Annotated in this window: 12 protein-coding genes; 6 read left to right on the top strand and 6 right to left on the bottom strand. The window is 42.4% G+C overall.

What is annotated here, in order from left to right:
- The first annotated feature begins 21 nt into the window (after positions 1 to 21).
- The gene (locus ACSX1A_RS06165) at positions 22 to 846 is read left to right on the top strand and encodes a hypothetical protein (protein WP_439882748.1); all 825 of its coding nucleotides are present in this window, start codon (positions 22 to 24) and stop codon (positions 844 to 846) included.
- Positions 847 to 1,109: 263 nt separating this feature from the next.
- Positions 1,110 to 2,474, top strand: a complete 1,365-nt coding sequence (locus ACSX1A_RS06170) for a vanadium-dependent haloperoxidase (protein WP_439882749.1) — start codon at positions 1,110 to 1,112, stop codon at positions 2,472 to 2,474.
- A gap of 184 nt (positions 2,475 to 2,658) precedes the next feature.
- On the opposite strand, the gene ACSX1A_RS06175 is transcribed toward ACSX1A_RS06170, so the two are convergent.
- Positions 2,659 to 3,387 carry a LytR/AlgR family response regulator transcription factor gene (locus ACSX1A_RS06175; RefSeq protein ID WP_439882750.1) on the bottom strand — a complete coding sequence of 243 codons (729 nt, stop codon included), beginning with the start codon at positions 3,385 to 3,387 and terminating at the stop codon, positions 2,659 to 2,661.
- 2 nt (positions 3,388 to 3,389) lie between these two features.
- Positions 3,390 to 4,187, bottom strand: coding sequence for a sensor histidine kinase (locus tag ACSX1A_RS06180; protein WP_439882751.1), 798 nt, complete (start codon positions 4,185 to 4,187; stop codon positions 3,390 to 3,392).
- A gap of 837 nt (positions 4,188 to 5,024) precedes the next feature.
- On the opposite strand from ACSX1A_RS06180, the gene ACSX1A_RS06185 reads away from it, so the two are divergent.
- The 4 genes from ACSX1A_RS06185 to ACSX1A_RS06200 all read left to right on the top strand — a co-directional run bounded on the left by ACSX1A_RS06185 (position 5,025) and on the right by ACSX1A_RS06200 (position 11,672).
- Positions 5,025 to 6,500, top strand: a complete 1,476-nt coding sequence (locus ACSX1A_RS06185; protein WP_439882752.1) for a M48 family metalloprotease — start codon at positions 5,025 to 5,027, stop codon at positions 6,498 to 6,500.
- Positions 6,501 to 6,540: 40 nt separating this feature from the next.
- Positions 6,541 to 8,118 (top strand): DUF6770 family protein, encoded by a 1,578-nt coding sequence (locus ACSX1A_RS06190; RefSeq protein WP_439882753.1) that lies wholly within the window; start codon positions 6,541 to 6,543, stop codon positions 8,116 to 8,118.
- Positions 8,119 to 8,529: 411 nt separating this feature from the next.
- Positions 8,530 to 11,208 (top strand): MFS transporter, encoded by a 2,679-nt coding sequence (locus ACSX1A_RS06195; protein WP_439882754.1) that lies wholly within the window; start codon positions 8,530 to 8,532, stop codon positions 11,206 to 11,208.
- 8 nt (positions 11,209 to 11,216) lie between these two features.
- Complete coding sequence (locus ACSX1A_RS06200; protein ID WP_439882755.1) at positions 11,217 to 11,672, top strand: Crp/Fnr family transcriptional regulator; 456 nt, start codon at positions 11,217 to 11,219, stop codon at positions 11,670 to 11,672.
- Here ACSX1A_RS06200 and ACSX1A_RS06205 read toward each other — a convergent pair.
- The 4 genes from ACSX1A_RS06205 to ACSX1A_RS06220 form a co-directional block, all read right to left on the bottom strand.
- The gene (locus ACSX1A_RS06205; protein WP_439882756.1) at positions 11,650 to 12,249 is read right to left on the bottom strand and encodes an HD domain-containing protein; all 600 of its coding nucleotides are present in this window, start codon (positions 12,247 to 12,249) and stop codon (positions 11,650 to 11,652) included. The genes ACSX1A_RS06200 and ACSX1A_RS06205 overlap by 23 nt on opposite strands.
- Before the next feature lie 157 nt (positions 12,250 to 12,406).
- The gene (locus ACSX1A_RS06210) at positions 12,407 to 13,573 is read right to left on the bottom strand and encodes an adenylate/guanylate cyclase domain-containing protein (RefSeq protein ID WP_439882757.1); all 1,167 of its coding nucleotides are present in this window, start codon (positions 13,571 to 13,573) and stop codon (positions 12,407 to 12,409) included.
- 43 nt (positions 13,574 to 13,616) lie between these two features.
- On the bottom strand, positions 13,617 to 15,827 hold the full coding sequence (locus ACSX1A_RS06215; RefSeq protein ID WP_439882758.1) for a tetratricopeptide repeat-containing sensor histidine kinase: 2,211 nt from the start codon (positions 15,825 to 15,827) through the stop codon (positions 13,617 to 13,619).
- Positions 15,828 to 15,885: 58 nt separating this feature from the next.
- Positions 15,886 to 19,677 (bottom strand): S8 family serine peptidase, encoded by a 3,792-nt coding sequence (locus tag ACSX1A_RS06220; protein WP_439882759.1) that lies wholly within the window; start codon positions 19,675 to 19,677, stop codon positions 15,886 to 15,888.
- Between the last annotated feature and the right edge of the window lie 660 nt (positions 19,678 to 20,337).

The raw sequence follows: 20,337 nt of genomic DNA on the forward strand, positions 1-20,337 counted from the left end.
CTGACCCAATAGCTACGACCTATGAAAAATGTTAAAACGTTTGCTGTTTTGAATGCTCTTTTCTTCCTGGTGCACCTGGTACCCTCTCAGCTCACGCAGCTTAAGCTTTTTTTTAACAACCAGACCATAGGGGATGTGTCGGCCAAATATCCCGCACTTTTTACACCCGCAGGAATAACTTTCTCGATCTGGGGCCTGATCTACCTGGGCCTGACTGCTTTTTGCGTCTACCACCTTATTAAGGCCTTTAAGGCATCTCCGGACGATGAGGCAAACATAGATTTACGAAGACTGGGTTATCTTTTCATGCTCAACAATCTGGCTACCGGTCTCTGGACAATTGCCTGGGTAAATGAATGGCTGGCGGTATCCGTTTTGCTGATCATCCTTCAGCTTATCACGCTCTTAACCATGCACCTGCGGCTTCACATCTGGAACCCTGCCCGTTCTGCTGCTTCCCGCTGGTTTACGCAGGTGCCCCTGAGTCTATACTTTGGCTGGATCATCATCGCAACCGTGGCTAACATCAGCTCAGCATTGGTTGGAGCCGGATGGGATGGTTTTGGCATAAGTGCCGGTACCTGGACTGTGCTAATTATTGCAGTAGCCACTTTGATTGTAGCGTTTGTAGTATGGAGCAGGTCAAATCCAACTGTTGGCCTGGTTGGTATTTGGGCACTTTACGGTATTATCCTCAAGCACCGCGATATAGAAGTGGAGGCCAGCCCACAGGTTATCACAACCGCCTGGATAGGTATAGCCATACTTGCTGTTCTGGTGCTGTATATTTTTTACAAGAAATTCAGAGTGCCATCGGAATGCAGGGCTGAAAATTACGCTGTATAAGCTGTTGCAGTTACAGTGCAGGTGTACCGAGCCTCGGGGGTGAATTGCTTATCTGAACACAGTACCAGAGCCGTTCTACGATCTACTGCCCCTGCGGCTGTAGGCCTGGCAAACTGCATCAGAGTGCTTCAAGCGGCTCTACGGAATTATGCTTTCGTCGACTTAGATTGATTGTTTATCTCTTGATATTAAGTCTATAACGGCTATTGAAATCTCCTACTGTTTATCATGGTAAATTTAATTAAATCAAATTTACTAAAGCCATGAAAACAACATTTAAAATTTTAGGGGTACTACTACTTCTTGTAAGTATGGGCTCCTGTGAAAAGGATGATATGGAATCCCTGGATCCAAACCTGTCAAATTCAGCCGACATTAAAGGAGTTCCAAACTTTAATAATGGCATGATCAATTCCTACAGCAATGAGGTAGTGCTTCAATGGAATGAATTTTTGAGTCAAACAATAGACGATCAAATGCCGCTGCCAGCAGAATCCAAGATCTATGCCATGGTCACGTTGGCGATGCACGATGCTTTGAATAATGTGGTTCCCAAATATGAAACCTACGCACTTGACAATTCAGGAGTTGATGCCAGCGATATTACAAAAAAGAACATTCATGCTATTGCCGATGCTGCCGTTTCGCAGGCAGCGAGGGATATGATTGCCCAGCTTGTTTCGGGGGCCACAGCTGCTGCCGATGCAAGGTTAAATGAGGTACTTGCAAGCATTGAGGACTCAGACCTCAAAACCCGGGGTATTAGTATTGGCAAAGCCGCAACAGCAGCCATACTGGCCAAAAGAGCGGATGATTTTCCGCTGCGTTTTGTAACATACACCGGGGGCACTGCACCAGGAGTATACCGGGCTAATTATCAGCCTTTCATCAATTTAGCATATGCTCCAAATATGGGGGAACTTACCCCATTCGGCATACGATCCTCAGATCAGTTCAGGGATGAAGCCCCTTATCCTTTAAACTCCAGTGAATACGTGGCCGATTATAAAGAGGTTAAATCCCTTGGCTGTGACGCATGTCCCTTAAGAACTGAGGAACAAACAGAGATTGGGGCCTTCTGGATTGAGAGTAACGCAAGTTCGATGAATAGATTGGCCAGGACTTTAATTGAGGAGAGAAAACTGGATGGCTGGGAAGCTGCAAGGTTAATAGGGCTTGTTGAAATGGCTGTGATTGATGCCTATATAGCCTCTTTTGAGGGAAAAGCCTTCTACAAGTTCTGGAGACCGGTTACAGCCATAAGAGCCGGGGACTCTGACGGGGTTGATGCTACCGTGGGGGATGAAAACTGGACATCGAGTTTCTTCACTCCACCAACAGCAGAGTTCCCTTCCACGCACGCTTATGCCGGAGGTGCTGCTGCAGCTGTTTTCAAATCTTTTTTCAGATCCGATCATGTAAATTTGGATGTTATAAGCCCTTACTCTTTGCCAGGGGTGGAGCGCCATCTTAGTAGTTTCTCGCAAATGGCCTATGAGACTGCTATATCCAGGATCTATATAGGATATCATTTCAGACACTCTGTAGTTGTTGGTGAAAGGCAGGGTAGGGAGCTTGGAGAATATGTATTTGACAACAATTTGAGAGAGCTCAAAAAGGTTCTATAAGTTCTATTTTTTCCAAAGTAGTCCGGTTCTTAGGAACCGGGCTACTGCTTTCCGGGATTACTAAACTGTAAATAATCACTTTCTAAGTGGCGATAAATCATGAAAAAAGGAGCTTGTATAAACAAACCTGTGGAGGAGGTAATTGTGGGTTTATCGCTTCAGTCCCTATTATAATTCTAGTTAATTACCTCTCGGCTACACCATCCGGTAAATTTTCATTGTTGGGAGTCAGCTTCAGAAAAACTTTGGTAAAGCTCTTCCCGATTGGTAGCTCAATCCTGCCAATCTCAACATCAGTTTTGGTGAAGGCAGTAATTTTATGGATGGAAACGATAAAGGATCTGTGGATTCTTAGAAACTGGTTGCCGGGCAAAATGCTTTCTACATGGTTTAAGGTGATTTTAACCCTGAGTTCCCTTTCTTTATCCATATGGATTATCACATAATCTCTTATGCACTCAATATACAGGATTTCATCCAGGAAGACTTTGATCATTTTTCTATCAGCTCTGAAATAAACAAAACTGATAGTGGGAGCGGGATTTTCTGTAAAAGGATGATTGATATGTAAAGCTTTATTAACCGCTTTTAAAAATCTTTCGAAGGAGATAGGTTTAAGCAGGTAGTCAACGGCTTCAAGTTCAAAGGCTTCCACGGCAAAGCCTTTATGGGCTGTCGTGAATATTACTTTCGGAGCATGGGGCAAAGCTTTCAGCAAGTCAGTACCGATAAGTTTTGGCATTTGAATGTCCAGAAACATCAAATCTACTCTCTCCGTTGTCAGAAGATTCAATGCTTCAAATGCATTATTACAGGTCCCGCAGATTTCCAGTGCAGGAACAGTCTCGATATATTTTTTCAGAACCTTAATTGCCGGGGGCTCATCGTCAATAATGATACATCTGCAAGCCATAATCATACTGTTTTGGTTAGTTGTAAGCGATCTATGTACTGCTCTTCCAGCAATTCTAACTCAAGCCCAAGGTTAACTACATAAACTTCCTCCAGTTTTTGAGTATCCAGTTTATACTTTCCCTTGTACAGAATTTCAAGTCTTTTCATAACATTTGTCAGCCCAAGCCCACCTGGCACATTCAGTTCTTCCTCACCTTCAGGATCAATGCTGTTGATGAGCTTAAAGTACATGGATGAATCCTCCATTTCCAGATTAAAGCTTATCCAGCATTGATCGATCTGTTTACTTGTTCCGTGCTTAAATGCATTTTCAAGAAAAGGAAGCAGTAAAAGGGGAGCTATCTGGAATTTCTCAATATCTCCCGTGATGCTAACCGACAGATCTAGTCTGTCACCGTAGCGCAACTTTTCCAAAGAAATATAATGCTGCAAGAGTTCTATTTCTTTTGCCAAAGCAATTCTTTGGGAGTTACTCTCATAGATCATAAACCTCAGCAATTCAGAAAGTTTTAAAACGATATCCGGAGACTTAGGTGAAAACTCAAGGGTATGGGAATACAGGTTATTGAGTGTATTGAATAAAAAATGGGGATGAAGTTGCGCCTTTAGTAATTTGAGTTCGGCAACTGTCCTCTGCTGTTCGGCCTCCAGCGTTTGCTTTCTCTGAATATACCAGTATTTAAGAAGTTTGATAGAGGTAGCAATAGCGGCAACATGGATGAAAGGCAGGATATTTCGTCCAACTGAGAAAGTCGCGCCCTGAAGTCGTGGATCTGAGGCAACTGAAAGTTGGGCCACAACAGTATATACTCCGCACAGGATAATGAGTATTACCTACCCTCCAAAGAATTGCCAGTACCTTCTGTGCAGGAGAAATTTAGGAACCAGGAAATACAGCAGGCAATAGACCATTATTAAATGCCCCGGAAGATAGAACAAGGCATTGTAGATGGACTTCATGGGTTCCACACCCAGGCCGAAACCCCAGGCAAAGTACAAGACAACCAATATCCAGAAGAGGATATGCAGGCCTATGGTTTTAAATGTTTTACCCACTTTTCATATGTAAGAGTACATCTAAATTATCCGTGATGAACTTATAAATCTCGCTGGGTTAAGTATACAAACTGGTATTAAAAGGTTACTTCGGGGAGATACCAGGTTGAGTCAACACAAAACAAGTAATATCTCCAACTTTCATCTCTAAAATAGTACGAATATAATATAATATTTGACTATTCTTTTCTAGTGGAGGTTGCTAATTATTACGTAAGGTGGTTCGTAGCCCTATTGATGTGTAAAAGCGTTTTCCAGGGAAAGAATATTTGAAACACACAGAAGAAGGTAATCGGGGCATAAAATAACACTAAGTGTATGCTGCTTTAGTTGTATATAATCCGTTATAAATAGTATTTTATACTCCATGTTTATAGTAAATCTATTCTTGCCTGAAGGCTTTTTTGTGCATCGCGTTATTTATCTGACTCTCTTTAAAATCCATGAAAGCAGTATCTAGGGGCGTGATTATTTAATTAATTCATTTATAAGTATGATTATTGGCAAATAATATTTTCACTAATGAATATATTATTTGAATAATATTTCCATATCTTTAAATGATCAAAACAAACTTAGATGTCTGCTTTTATTCAGGTTTTGAAGCATAAAGGTGCCGCTGCCTGTGCTTTATTATTGCTCCTGTCCACTTTTTGTCGTGCTTATGCTCAGCAGAAAGAATATTTCCCTTTCTATACAAATGATACTGTTCAGTTGCACGAGCAGGCGCTTGCTCAACGCAATTCTGTCTTGAAACATTTTGTAGTACCGCAGGGTGTCAGCTCTGACTACAAAAAAAGCTACAAGGAAATTGTAGAACGAAGTGCTGAAAACAGTTACAAGATGATGCTGTACGGGGCTTTTCAGGATTCAGTTGTAGCTCCCTTTATACAGTCTATTTACAGCAACATTATCGTTGCAAACAAGGAATTAGCAGGAACAAAACTTGTCCTCTCCAGGAATCCCAAAGAAAATGCTTATGCCATGGCTAATGGTACCATTTTCTTCAACATCGGCTTGTTAGCAAAGCTAGAAAATGAAAGCCAGATTGCTTTTGTGCTATGCCATGAGCTGGCGCACATTAAGTTAAACCACATGGACCAAAGTATACGGGAGTTTCTTGATGTGATCCATGACAAAAGTTTTAAAAAACAGCTTAATCAGGTTTCAAAAGAAAAGTATAACCGGAATGCTAAAATGGGAAACTTATTGGAAGAATTGTCTTTAGGACACTTGTTCCATAGCCGTTCACTTGAAAAGGAAGCTGATTCGTTAGGTTATGTGCTCTTATCCCGTACCAGGTACAGATCTGCGGAAGCATATACCGCTTTACAGGTCCTTAAAAATATTGACGATAATATCCCCCCTAATGAAGTGAATTTTTCAGCCTTTTTAAGTTGCGAAGACTTTAATAGTGATACGTTTCAAAAGCAAAAAAACAGTTCTTCCATTTTTGATATCACTACAGATGATTCTCCCTTCTCTGCTAGTCCTGACACCCTGAAAACGCATCCGGATATTGAAAAACGATTAGCATACATGCAGGAACTGATACAGAGCATGCCTGCGTCAAATAATTCTAACCGGGATGGTGTGTCAGTAAAAATAAAAGATGTTTGCCAGAGGGAGTTGGTACAAAGCTGGTTTGATTCAAAAAACTATGATTTTGCTTTGTACAATGCGTTGTTGTTGCTAAAAGATAACCCTGAAAGTGCTTACCTTAAAAGCATGGTGGTGTTGTGCCTGTATGAGTTGAAACGACACCTGCTGCTGCATCAGTTTGCGGAGATCATGCAAGTTGAATCCGATTATCATTCCGAATCTTTTAACCGACTCATAAAGTTTTTGAATAGCCTGAATACTTCTGATTATAAACCCCTGAGTGTTTGCTTAGCACAAAAAGTTCAGCCTTTACAGGGAGAGCATGAACATGTAGCGGCTGCTCAATATGCTTTACGAACATTGCAGGAAGAGGAGCAGGGGGCTACGGAAGCTTTAAGTATATACCTGGGTAAGTACAAGCATGGAAGATTTTTACAACTGTTTATAAAGTAGAATCAAGATTAACAAAACTTATTATCACTAAACTAAATTTATGAAGACACAATTACGCGTTTTACTAACTAATCTGCTGTTGCTATGCACCCTCATAAGCTATGCACAAACACAAACCTTGAAGGGCTTTTCTAATTTTAGAAAGAATGCACTCACGCCGATTTATGAAGGAAGTGAAGTAAAGGGATATACCATGTTTTACCGTGCCGATAAGGCCGATAAAAAAAATGATAATTTTGGTTTGGACTTTTATGATCAGGACCTTAAAAAAGTAAAAAGTGTAACACTGCAGAAAGAGCGTTATGCAACCAGCCTGTTGAGAAACGCCTACAATGGGGAGGCTTTCTGCTTTTATTTTTACAATACAAGAACAAAATCTTTTGAGTTGGATGTTTACGACAGGTCATTAAAAAAGATCGCTACTAAAAGTTTCACCAAAAATTCTAAAGGTGACCTCCAGGTAACAGCACAGGAAATTAACTTAACCGGTATTGGGGAAAACAAAGCAATGTCTGGCATGAATCTCTATGCTGTTCCTAACAAGGGTTTTATTCGGAGCAGTTATATGGGAATGATGAAAGGTTACTCTCTGGAAATGTATGATAACAAACTGAAGCTGCTGTGGACCAGCATGTCTGATAAGAAGTCAAAAGACTACGAGTCGCTGCTCCTTAATGACATAACGGACAAGTATGTTTTAGCTACAATTGCCCGCAGACCTAATATGCTGTCTAAACAGCTTACATTTTCTATGGCAGCCTTGGATGTAAAAACCGGCAAAATGCTTTTTGATATTGCCATTGAAAATGAAAAAGATGAGCAATTATCCATTAGCTCTTTCAGCTATGACAACAAAAAAGATGAGTTTGTGGCGATGGGAGAATATTATGCCTTGGATGATAAACCAGGGGTAAATAAAAGCGAAGGCTTTTTTATCAAGCGTATTGGATTGGACGGCAAAGTGAAGTCTAAAAAATTCTATAGCTGGAATAAGGAGGTAAATCCATTACTCCCAGAGGCAGCGAAGCAAAGCCTGGAGGACGGTTTTGTGAACTTTGTTCATACAGTTATAAGAGGAGCTGACGGAAAGCAACACATTGTGGCTGAGCAGTACAAGGTGAAAGCAGATGGACTTGGTATTGCCATGGCAGTATTAGGTGGTGGTACAAGCACTGTAAAAGGTGTTGTGGGTAATGCTATGATCTATTCATTGGATCAGGACCTGAACCTGGAAAAGGTTAATTTCATCGAGAAAGATCAGACAAATTGTATATTACCTCCAGGCTCTGGCTTTTACGGGACTGGTATGATTGGAATGGTAATAAAAATGATCGGAGGTTTTAATTACCAGTTCACGCAACAAGAAAGTGAACAGAATAGCTTTAATACTGCCTTTATCAACTATAAAGAAGTTAAGAAAAGTAAGTATAAAGAAAAAAGCCTGGTTAATGTAATCTATTCCGGTCAGTCGGCTCCGTTAACTGACAATGTAGAACTGGTATCAAGCAAGGATGCTTATTCTTATGTTTACCCTGCAAAGGCAGGACATGTGCTCGTGCTAAACAGTCTTCCGGACAACCATGAATTAGAGCTGAAGCTTGTAAAATTAAATAAGTAAAAACCTCTGTAATGAAAGGCCTTCTGTTACAAGAAGGCCTTTTATTTTTTGCCCCTCTTCTGTTCCGATCAAACCCACTTTCTGAAATCCCACACAGCTCTTTTTTTTAAACTCTTTAACAGTAAAGAATCTAAGGGCAGCAACAAAATCAAGTAAACTGTAAGGTTAAAGTATGCACCTCTTAGTCATCGCATTACATCAAAAATATAATTGCATTTTATAAACTATAAACTGAATATATTTTATTCAATCAATGTCGTTGCCCGTATAGATACTAATGCATGTGGTAGTCAGCTACTAAAGTAAGTATAATGCTAAAACAGCTGTCACCACAAAGACGTGCAGAAAGCATGGTCATAAATGAGAGCGTACTATTACAGGTTACTTAACCTAAAACCCTCTGAGCTTATAGTGGTAAGAAAACTGTTCCTGATCCAGCTTTTCTTAGGAGTTGCCACGGCTTTTTTATTTACGAGTGCACTAACTCAATTCCTTCACGAATTTGATGTAAAATACATCCCTGCTGTTTATCTGCTTTCCGCGCTTTTGTTGCTTATAGCTAATGTGTTTTACAGCAGGCTTGAGCAGAAGTATAGTTCCAAGAAATTACTTGAAAAAATAATCATCCTGTCTGCTGTTTCGCTTGTTGTTACCTGGTTTGCTTTTAGTTTCATTCCGATAAAGGGGATGCCCTTACTTTTAGTAGCCTGGAACTTGGTAATTTATATGTTGATAGGTTATGGTTTCTGGGGAATGGCAGCAATTATATTTAATGTAAGAGAAAGCAAGCGCATCTTTTCCCTGGTTGGTTCTGGAGACTTACCGGCGAAACTTCTGGGATATGCGCTGGTTCCATTGCTCATCCCTTACGTTGGAGTAAACAACCTGCTCTGGGTATCCGTTTGTGCCTTTGCTCTTGCTTATTATGTGCTGCATCGATTCCATCATCAGGAGGCAGAGAAAGAAGTACACCATCATTTGGATGAGCATCAGAAGCGTAGTATCAGTTCTCCGCTGATGCGCATTTTCCATAGCAGACTTATATTTTATATAGCCTTGTTTTCCTTGACAGGTTATATCGTTTATGCCCTGATAGACTATACTTTGCTGGGAGAGATCAAATCGAGGTTCTCCTCAAGCCCGCAACTGGCGGTATTTATAAGTCTTTTTTTCGCCATTGGCAGAGTGCTGGCTATCATTTTTAAAGTACTTTTCAGCAGCAGGCTCATCAGCAAGCTTGGCCTGTCAAATTCACTGCTGATTTCACCATTTGTGTTGATACTCGTCACAAGTCTCATGTTTGTTCTGGGAGCTGATGATTCTAGGATCCTATACATTTTTGGCATTATGGTGCTCCTGTCAGAGGTCCTGAAGTCAACTGTGCAGGAGCCAGCTTTTTTTATACTTTTTCAGCCACTGGACCCCCACATCAGGTTAAAAGGGCACTTAATTGCCAAAGGCTATATGTTGCCGTTTGCGCTGCTGGCAAGTGGTGTTTTCCTTTGGCTGGGTAGCAGGATATGGGGCGGTATCAGTGTCCTTTTTATGGGGCAGGTGCTGGTAGGGCTTTTATTTATTTGGATATTATCGGTTTACCTGGTAAGAAATGCCTACAAAAAAACACTTGTACATTCCATCAAAAAAGGATGGTTCACTGGTACAGCACTGTTTCTGAATGATGCTTCTGTTAAATCGTTGCTGCTTCAGAAAGTATACAGCAATAACCCCAAAGAGATTGTTGTTGCGCTTGAGCTGCTGGAACGGTCCGGGGACAAGCAACTGATCGACCTGTTGCTCGAAGTATTTCAAAGGGATTTTGAGGAAGTGAAGAAATATGCACTTCAAAGGCTTGTTAAACTGGAGGCTAAGGAGGTGCTGCCGTTTGTAGAAATTCATCTCAAAACTGAAACATCAAAATACCTGCGGACAGAGCTGGTGAAAGCTTTCTATTTCTTTGCTCCTGTAACAGCAGCAAAAGAGCACTGGCATTTGCTGCCAACAAAAGAGGACAAGAAGTATGCGCTGATAGGACTACTGATGCGTAACTCTCCTGAAGCCTGCGAAATGGCAGTGGAATACCTGGATCAAATGGTTCATGAGAGCAGCAGCCACGAAGATAAGTGCCTTGCCTTGGATGTGATGTATAATGTGCCTCTGCGTATCTTCAAGGACCAGCTGGAGACGCTGTTATCGAACGCCTCAGATGTGGTAGTTAAACAAGCCATAGAGGTTACAGGCAAGACCCGATGCTATCGTTTACTTAACAACATTATTAAATCTGCAGCAGATCACAAAGCTTATTATTCCCTTCAGAAAGCTTTGGTGCTGTTTGGCAATAAAGTTTTTTCAGAAGAAGCGTTGCAACCTCATGCAATAGATAGCAACCTTACCAAGGCCGTAATAGCAGCTGCCGGCAAAGCCAAAGGAGAACAGCCAGCCCGTTACCTCGTCGATATCTTATCGAAGTATAAGCAGTACTCGGATGAGGCAGTAGTTGCGCTTTGGCAGATGCAGCAGGAACTGCCATCTGATGCGGAGGAACTGGTTAAACAATGGGTGAGGGAAAAGGTGTCAAACTGCCGGCAACTAGCATCAGCCTGCCGCTTATTAAGGCAGAACCACGACATGCAGTTGCTATCGGATACGTTAGAGCGTGAACTTGCAGATGATGTCAATACATTAATGAGAGGCTTAGCACTGTGTTATGGCAGGCAACATATTGACAGAGTAAGCAAGCTTTTGCAGATAGGGAATAGCAGTAAAATCGCCAATGCTATCGAGATACTGGAGCACACTGTGCCAAAGCGGCTGTTTAAAGAAATAGATGCTATACTTGACTTTGTACTCGACGTAAAGGAAAGGAGGGAAGTGTGGTTGCCAAAATCACATGAAGAAGTGGAAGCACTGCTCGAAAGAATTATTACTGGTGACGGAATAAACTGTACTACTTGGTGTAGATCCGTTGCCTGCTTTTTATTACCTCATCTACCTGGCAATTGGTCAACTAGGATTCTTGCTAATAATGATCGATTACCTGAAGAGGCTGTTTTTCAAGAAACAAGAGACTATGTGCTATCTGTACTAAAATAATATAAATTATGCTGCTTATCGAGAAAGTACTTACACTACGTTCTTCTGACATTTTTAGTGAGACTCCTGAAACAGAGCTTGTAGAACTGGCGGGCGTATTAGAGGAAATTCAGCTTGGTCCTGATGAAATCCTTTTCAATAAGGGAGATGTTGGGGATTGCATGTACTTTGTGTTTAAAGGTAAAGTGAAAGTGCATGATGAAGAACTTACCTTTGCCGTGTTGGAGGAAAATGAGTTATTGGGAGAACTATCCATACTTGATACAGAGCCTCGGTCAGCAAGCGCCACTACCCTGGAGGATACTATTTTACTTAGACTTGCACAGGAGCCTTTTTACGAGATCCTTTTAAATAATGCGGATGTACTGAAGGGCATACTTAAAACACTTTGTAAGCGGCTTAGGCAGATGGATACAAAATTGGCCACTCCCAAAAAAGTGCCTACTGAACTTGACTTACTGTAGCTTTTAGCCAATTGAGGTGTGCTTGTTTCACATGTTCTCTGTTCTGCTTTGAGTAGCAAGTAAAGTAACTGTGCTTGTCTAAAAATTTGATCTGGAGTGCATTCCATTCATCTTCCCGTTCCAGCTTCTTATGGTGCACCAATTCTTTAAAAAGAGTCTGTGCGATCTTCTCAAAATCTTCCCGTCCCAGATAATCCAGGTCAGCGTCGCAGAGGATTTGTTCCAGGTGGTTATGCGGTTCCTGCGGAACCCTGGTTGCCATGATCATGTGGCACACAGTTTCTATTTGCGCCTGTGAAAACCCGTATTTTGGCAATTCCTTTTTAGCTATATCACAGCTTTTCGCTTCATGGTTCTGGTAAGTATAAATGAAACCTGAATCGTGATAAAGAGCTGCCACTTTTAACAGGAGCAGATCGTCAGCGTTGTATATGCCTTCCTCAGTTGCTATTTTCTGTACTTGCTCCAGCACATCAAGCGTATGTGCAACGCAGTGGTAGGTGAGGTTTTCCGGCAGTTTATTCTGCAGCTGAAGCACCATGTGCTGCTGAATGGGAGCGAACTGAATTGAGGCCATGGCTATAAGTTATTGTTTACTTCGTCCAATTAGTTTTGTTAAAGCACTAAGGATGCTTTAGTTACAGTAATTTTCCTGTTATGCTTGTGTCAGGTGTTATACGTACACTTTACAAAACAGAGCAGCGTTATAGTGCTTAGTCCATACTCTTGCCTTGCTATGCGACCCGTTCCACTTCGCTTTCTACAAAATACATATCAACTTCACCTTTGTTCTTTGCTGCTACCTTGCCACGGTACAAGCAGCTGAACCAGTCCTTTACCAGGTCGAAGGTAAAGTTTGAGATGTTAATTTTACCTCCTTCACCACAGGATTCCATTCGGCTTGCAATGTTTACAGTATCGCCCCAAATGTCGTAAGCAAACTTCTTGCTGCCAATAACGCCCGCTACCAGCGGACCAGAATGTATGCCGATACGCAGTTCCCATTTAGGCTGCCCGGTGGCTTCCCGCTTTTGGTTTACCTCCTGCATGTAGGTCTGTATTTCAATCGCGGCAAGTATAGCGTCCACTGCGTGTGAATTATTCTCAACCGGAATTCCGCCTGCGCACATGTAGGCATCCCCAATGGTCTTTATCTTCTCCAGGTTATGTTTTTCTACAATCGAGTCAAAAACCATAAAGTACTTATTCAGTTCTTCTATCAGAGCTTGCGGAGACAAGCCTTCGGCAATATTTGTAAAGCCAATAAAATCTGTAAAAAGAACTGTTGCGCACTCATAGAAACGTGGGGTTGCCTCGCCTTTTTCCTTTAGCTCCTGTGCCACTTCCTCGGGCAAAATGTTAAGAATAAGTTTCTCAATTTCATCCCGCTGCTGGCTTACTTCCAGGGTGCGTTCAATCACCTTCTGCTCCAGTACTTCATTTGCCTCCTTCAGTTCCTCTATCAGGTGCTTGTTTGTGCGGCGTAAGTGAAAGGCCTCAATGGCGTTATCCATGGTTATCTTCAGCTCGTTCTTATCCCAGGGTTTGGTAATGTACCGGTATACTTTACCAGTATTGATCGCCTCTATGATTGATTCCATATCGCTGTAACCGGTCAGAATCATCCGGATCATATCATTCTCATCTGGCAGATTTTTCAGGAACTGTACACCGGTCATCTGGGGCATGCGCTGGTCAGTTATCACAACGCTTACATCCTGGCCTTTCAGAATCTCCAGACCTTCTTCCCCTGATTTTGCTGTCAGCACACTGTAATGCCGCCTGAACGCCGACTTAAAAACTATAAGGTTGTCTTCTTCATCATCTATGTATAGTATAGCAGGCTTCTCATAATCACTTTGAGGCGTTTCAATAGCTTTTTCCAATGTCACGTCTTCCATTTTTCAAACTAATTTTAGGTTGCTTTTATACTTCATCATTTGCTCATGATACTGCCGCCAACGCAACTTTTTCGGAGTTAACTTTAAGTACCACTGGAATGCGGATTGTGAATTCCGTTCCAACTCCAGGCTGTGACTCCACATCTATTTTACCGTTGTGCTTTTCAACAATACCATAGCTGATCGATAGTCCTAATCCGGTTCCCTCGCCAACGTCTTTTGTGGTAAAAAATGGCTCAAATATGTGGTTCTTTACTTCCTCTGTCATGCCGGCACCTGTATCTTTGATCTTGATCACGGCATAATCGTCGTCGGTGTAAGTTTTAATGGCAATTGTTCCTTCTCCTTTTATTGCCTGCACCGCATTGCTCAATATGTTCATGAAAACCTGGTTTAGCTGGCCAGGGTAACATTGTATTTCGGGCACGTCACCATAGTTTCTTACAATTTTAATTCTGTCTTTCAGTTGGTTGTTAAGTATGACAAGGGTTGAGTCGATACCTTCATGGATGTTTGCCTTTTTAAGGTTGCTTTCATCCATTCGCGTAAAGTTTTTCAGGCTTAATACAATTTCTTTCGTGCGTGTGGCCCCGTTCTTTATGCTGTTCAGTAACTGATCAGACTCTTCTATCAGTTCTTCTACTTCCAGTTGTTTCTTTAGCTTATCCAGTTTTTGTAGCTGTGCATCGTTGTCCACGCCAGGTTTTAAAAGCAGGTAACCCTTCACCACCTCCATGATGTCGGCAAAATTGAGCTTCAGAGACTCAATGCCAGCAGACACAAAGTTGATGGGGTTATTTATCTCATGCGCCACTCCAGCCGTAAGCTGGCCAAGAGATGCCATCTTTTCTGACTGTACTAACTGCTGCTGCGTGTTGATCAGGTTGTTGTAAGTTTGTTCCAGGTGATCGCGCTGCGTTAGTATTTCTTCTTTCTGTGCGTTTATCTCTTCGTTCTTATGCTTAAGTAGTTTATTGGCCTTTGCTTTATTCCGGTAGTTCAGGAACAGGACCAGGGCAATGATAAGTATAAGTCCCAGACTTGCTGCTAAGCCGTTCCGCAGTACATGCTGCCTTTGCAGGTTTAGCGCCTGAAGTTTTTTGTCTTTTGTGAGCAGGTCTATCTGTGCCTGTTTCTTTTCACTTTCATAGTTTGCCTGCAGGTTTTCTATCTTTTCGTTTGTTTCAGCTTTGTATAATGTATCCTTAATGGCCAGGAGGCGGTCCTGATAAGCATATGCGTTCTTATAATCTGACAGGATACTATAAGCCTTAGCTATACCTGCGTAAGAGTCTTTAATTTCGTAACTGGCTCCCAGTTCTGTGGCTATCTGTTCTGCTCGTTTATGTGTGGCCAGTGCCTGTGCCGGTTGGCCCATTTCTATCTGCAGGTTGCCAATGTAATTTAGCGCCTGCGTCAGCTCCAGTTTTGCAGAGGCAGCCTCGGCCACTCTTCTGGCTTTCTGGTGTTGCTCCATCGCCTCTTTCAACTCCCCCCTGGACGTATGAACTTTGCCTATACTGTTCAAAGTATAGGCTACCTGGTTCATGTCACCCGACTCCTCGAGTATCTCCATCGCATCCTGGTAGTAGCGCATGGCCTTCTCATCATCACCCTGCTTAAAGTATATTTCTCCGATGTTTACCGTAAGCGTGCCGAGTGTTGTCTTGTCGCCTACTTCTTTGCTTAGTGGCAGCGCCTGCAGGTAGTAGTCCAGTGCTTTGCCTTGTGTAGCAGGATTATTGTTATACTGAGCACCTATGTTAAGCAGGGCAGTAGCTATCCTTAATTTATCCCCGCTTTGTTCGGCCTTCTTTAGTGATCTTAAATAATACTCTATCGCCTTGGCATCCCAACCCTGAATAGAGTATATCACACCAATATTATTGAGCATATTACTCGCTCCAACTTTGTCGTCTATCTTATTAAAGATGTTTAAAGACTGTTGCCAGTAGCGAAGTACGTTAGGATAATTTCCTTCATTTACATAAGCCATCCCGAGGCTCTTCAGCGCATAGGCTTCCCCTTTTGGATAGTTATACTTTTGAGCCAGCTTTTGAGCCTGTTTGGCATAGGCTACTGCTTTGGCCTGGTCTTCGCCGTTATACTGTTTACTTAACTCTAATAGTACATTGACGCGGGCGGTGTCTTTGGCCTGCTTCAAAAGGTTCTGCAAACTGTCTATAGCGTTTTGTTGTGCCGTGGCAGATAACTGCAGAACTATAAAAAGCAATAGGAGGAAAAGCTTTTTCATAATTCGCGTTGCTAAGTTTTACCAGATCCAGCCTGATCTATTTCCGGCTGAATTATTCTCATTGTTTCAGTACACTAATGTGTTTGATTTTATCCCCGTAACTCAATTTAATGAAGTATAGCCCTGGCCCTAGTTCGGTGGTTTTTATTTCGTTAACCGTTCCGTTTTTAAGTGTAAGGTCTTTCAGGTATGCTTTACCCAATACATCATACATTGTAATCGTAACTTGCTCATCGGTGTGCCCGCTAAGGTCTATCTTCAGGTATGCTCCGGCTGGGTTCGGGTATACCGCTATCGCGTTATCTTCAGCATCTAAAAGCTTGTCAGCAGAGGAGACTTGTGCTACGTTGGTCGATCTTTGAATACATGTAACATCTTCTCTTGCTACTTTACACTTGGATGAAGTAGAGCTGGCATTTGATGCGATGGAGGTCTTTTTTGTACCTTGGAAACTGGTTAAATCCCAGCTGAGTTTGTTCCCGTCAAATTCCACGGAGAAGGCGTAGTGCTTACCTGGTTGGAAGATCTTTGGTAGTTTTGTTCCATATACAAAGCAAGGAATATAACCATTGCTTGAAATGAGACGGTTTTCACTTCCTTCAGGCAGTCGCACAGGTACATCATTCGGGTTGTCATATGAAAAATGCGCGATGTAATAACCTGGTGTTTTGGAGGGCTGCACACAGTCCAGCGAAGGCTTTACTGCCCTTACACCCGTACCGATCGGATTGACAAAGAAGTTGCCGGGTTCGCCGTAGCTAACATCAAAGTTGTTGGAGAGCAGGGTAGCAGGCGACCATAAATGGCTGCCTAAGGTATAGCCGGTGATCAGGTTTGCAGCATAAATCGTATTCAGTACTTCGTCAGATTCATCTAGTATAAGTATAGCCTTTTCGTTGTTGGCTTCTCCAACAGTATTGCTGTTCATTACCCGCGATGCATTGATAACCCTGGAGCCATTCATTACCCTGGAGCCGTTAATTACCCTGGAGGCATTCATCAGAAACATGGCGTTCATGACGCGCGTGGCATTTAGTTCATCAAGGGCCAATGCATTTAATAATTCACTGCTCACGTTCATTACCCTGGAGCCATTTATAACCCTGGATGCGTTGGCTTCTGCTGTGGCACTAACCAGGAAACTTCTGTTACGGATAGCGGAGACATTCAATAATTCACTTTCACTTACAAGCACTGAAGTAGTAGTCTGAAGTGCGAGGTGTGAACTCCTCAGATTATCTTTAATAAGCTGTATTCTCTCAGGCGTATTATTGATCGGAACAGGGAAACTGTAGCTGTAGTTAAAACCACTTATAGGATCACCCTCTGCAATTGCCACATCGTTAGCTGTAATTTGTAACGGTATTTTTTCGATCAGTAAAATGCCGTTCTCATACACTACCTCATATTGATCAGTATTAGAAAAAATCGGGTTATCTGATGCAATTGATGGTGTGATAATGTAGGCACCAACATCACTGATGTCCGTTGCCAGTGTAGTAAACTGTATGTTAGCTGATTGTAAGTAATCCGGGCCATTGGTTATTGTTGCCTTTAAGGTTGGCATTACATCGCCATACCGTTTTGTAAAGTTTCCTGCTTTTACTGTGACAACGGTTTTAGGATATAAATACAGGGGTTTGGAACATCCACCGTCCAATCCGGATATACTTGTAGCCGGATTGCACACACGAATAGCGGGGTTACCAGTAATAGTAGGTATAGTTGCCTGCAGCTGCGTCTCACTAATAAAGGTAGTAGGTATAACCACGCCACCGAACTCTATTTTAGATACACTTTGCGTTGGTGTACCTTTAAAGTAATATCCGTTAACGACTATTTTTTTACCTACTGCAATTCCTTCTGGTGTTGTAAATCCTTCCGCGATAGGGGTAGGGGTGGCAAACGTAGAAATGGCAGCGTCTGTCCGTATAAATCCAAACCCAGTTGCCTTATCAAAACCGGCTGTTCCCATGTCTAAAGCTGTAGAACGGAGCAGACTACGCACAGCAGCCGGAATGAGTGAGGAGCCAGCATATTTTTTGTGAGCCTGCATAAGCAGTGCCGCCGCTGCAGCTGCATGCGGAGCAGCGGCAGATGTGCCGTAAAAGTTCGGGAACTGGTCTCCGTCCTCATTTACTCCTCCTAATGGCACAGTGGTGTTACCCCCGTTTGGAGCAGCAAAATCAGGTTTAACCCTTGTGATGTTTATTGCTTTACTAGTTGCATCACGAAGTATAGATGTACCTCCTCTGGAAGAGAATGATGCTATGGTTGGAGGGGTTACGCCGTAAGAGGGTGTGTTTTTATACCAGACAGCTCCGACGGCTATGGCTCCGGCAGCATTGGCATGTCCTGTAATAGTGGAGTTGCCGCTGTTAAACTCTCCAATGCCTGCATTGCCTCTAAAGATGATATATTTAAGGAAGGTGGTAGGGTCAGGAACGGCGCTTGCGTTAACAACCATAATGTTTGCCACAGCACCTCCTGCAGATACATGGAACGTCATACTTTCGAAGGGGTATGCGCTCTTGCGGTTGTAACCAATGATGATGTTGCCACTGTCGTCGGTTAGGTAGAAGTCCAGGTCCTGGTCGGTGGTGCTAACCCACTGCAGGGCTAAAGTGTAGCTGCCTTCCGGAAGAAAGAGTCGCTGCAGGTAATCGCCACTGCCAAAGTTATGTACTACCCGGCTGTCTGCAAGAGTAAGCGGGGTAAAGGTGCCTTGATACGATTTATCGCCGAAGTTTCCTGCGGCAGAAAAGTATGTTACTCCCTGTGCCGTAACCTCATCCACCGCCTGCGCAACGATGCCATCCGAAAAGTATGGATCTGAGATATACGTTATGTCATCAACCAGTATGTTGCAGCCTGCATTTTTTAACTCTCTGATGCCTTGCGCCAGATCAATAGGGCCATCAAAACCAGTCCGGAAAGCAAGCGCAGCTTTAGGTGCCACGTCATGTATAATCTGTAGCATCGCTCGTCCTTCGTCGGTACCTAAGCCAGAGCTTTCAGGTAGATCTTTCAACACTTGCACCGGTGTTATGTTGTTCGCATTTCCGGGTCCGGGCAGGTCACCCTGTTTTATATCCAGAGCAGCTTCGTTTCCGGTACGGGCGTTGTAGCTATCTGATAAAACACCGATCTTTATACCTTCACCCTGTACATTAAAACCTGACCTTGTAAGATTGGTGCGCTGTGCAGCATCGCCCTGGCTGGTAACGGCGCCGCTGCTAAAAACCGGCGTAAACACAGGCATCGCTAAATTCAGGTTCTCCAGTGCGTTCAGGTCATTCAGTTTTGAAACAGGCAACCAGCCAGTGATCTCCAGGCCACTGACTTCTGCTTTTTTAAGTCCTAATGTGGTAACGTTGCTAAGCAAAGCAGCTGTTTTGCCCTCCATAGCAGTTAATTTGATAAACACATACTGCACTCCGTCAACAACCTCTATCTGGTAAACATTATCTGAAGTGATGCTGCTGTAGCCGGGAAGTATACCCAGTTCTGATCCTATTTTGCTGTCGGTTTTTTGTGGCGATCCTAAGTTTGGCAATATTGAGCCGCCGGTGGCGCATGGTGTGGAGCTGCCGTTTGCCGTTACTGATTTAGGCTTTCCGCTCGGGCCAGTAACAGTCCAGGTTAGCTCAGGACATGTGTAAATAACTGAGAACGCCGAAAATACCCTGCCTGGTTTGTAAGTGGTTGGCAATGCTGTAGTCTTTATGTCACTACACGACAGGGTGTTGTTTTCCGGTGGTATGGTGACATCTGTTTTACTTGGGTTATTGTAACCAAATGTAGCTTCAAAGGCATTCTCCCCGGGTACCCATCTTACACATTCCAGCATGGGGATAATCTCAGTGTCTTCAATCTGAGAATAGGCAGGAATAGTAAACCATGCAACACAAAATAAAAGGAATAAACTTCTTATGGATAAGGAGTAAGAATATATAGTAGTTACAACACTATGCTTATAAGAATCTGAAGCAGTAAAACTGGCGGCCATACACAATAAGGTTAAATTATGAAAATATCATAGTAAGTTTTAACCGTGTTAAAAGGGAGTTTTACACACGTTTTGATAGCTCTTAGAAGCAATATGCTTTTGTTGCTTATTTACAGAATAAGCAGGTGAACTTCTGTAAATTTAAATCAGGAGGTAGCCATAATGGTTAATGAGCTTTAACCATATAATATTAATTAAAGCACTTACTAGATGACTAACATGTTAAGCGTAATATCCGGTATTTAACTCTTGGCAGAGCAAGGGTAGAGGGAAGCTCTGGATAAAAGATTTTATACAACAGTTTCTATACAGTATTATAATAATATAATTTGTCTTAGTAAAGATACTATTTTGTCCAGTCATTGTACTGCTGAAAAGTAAATACACCGTAAACACACTATAGCAGTTAGACAGTACTCATTTTTAGCTGGTAAACATACAGTTCATCTTATGATTCTATTATATGTTACATTAAATCAGCTGTTTATGGAATAATACATC

The sequence above is a fragment of the Pontibacter sp. MBLB2868 genome (genome assembly GCF_051904785.1).
GTDB lineage: Bacteria > Bacteroidota > Bacteroidia > Cytophagales > Hymenobacteraceae > Pontibacter.

Coding starts and splice junctions, on each gene's coding strand:
- ACSX1A_RS06175 (WP_439882750.1), bottom strand. CDS start 3,387: ATGGCTTGCAGATGTATCATTATTGACGATGAGCCCCCGGCAATTAAG.
- ACSX1A_RS06220 (WP_439882759.1), bottom strand. CDS start 19,677: ATGCTGGAATGTGTAAGATGGGTACCCGGGGAGAATGCCTTTGAAGCT.
- ACSX1A_RS06185 (WP_439882752.1), top strand. CDS start 5,025: ATGTCTGCTTTTATTCAGGTTTTGAAGCATAAAGGTGCCGCTGCCTGT.
- ACSX1A_RS06190 (WP_439882753.1), top strand. CDS start 6,541: ATGAAGACACAATTACGCGTTTTACTAACTAATCTGCTGTTGCTATGC.
- ACSX1A_RS06165 (WP_439882748.1), top strand. CDS start 22: ATGAAAAATGTTAAAACGTTTGCTGTTTTGAATGCTCTTTTCTTCCTG.
- ACSX1A_RS06215 (WP_439882758.1), bottom strand. CDS start 15,827: ATGAAAAAGCTTTTCCTCCTATTGCTTTTTATAGTTCTGCAGTTATCT.
- ACSX1A_RS06210 (WP_439882757.1), bottom strand. CDS start 13,573: ATGGAAGACGTGACATTGGAAAAAGCTATTGAAACGCCTCAAAGTGAT.
- ACSX1A_RS06170 (WP_439882749.1), top strand. CDS start 1,110: ATGAAAACAACATTTAAAATTTTAGGGGTACTACTACTTCTTGTAAGT.
- ACSX1A_RS06200 (WP_439882755.1), top strand. CDS start 11,217: ATGCTGCTTATCGAGAAAGTACTTACACTACGTTCTTCTGACATTTTT.
- ACSX1A_RS06205 (WP_439882756.1), bottom strand. CDS start 12,249: ATGGCCTCAATTCAGTTCGCTCCCATTCAGCAGCACATGGTGCTTCAG.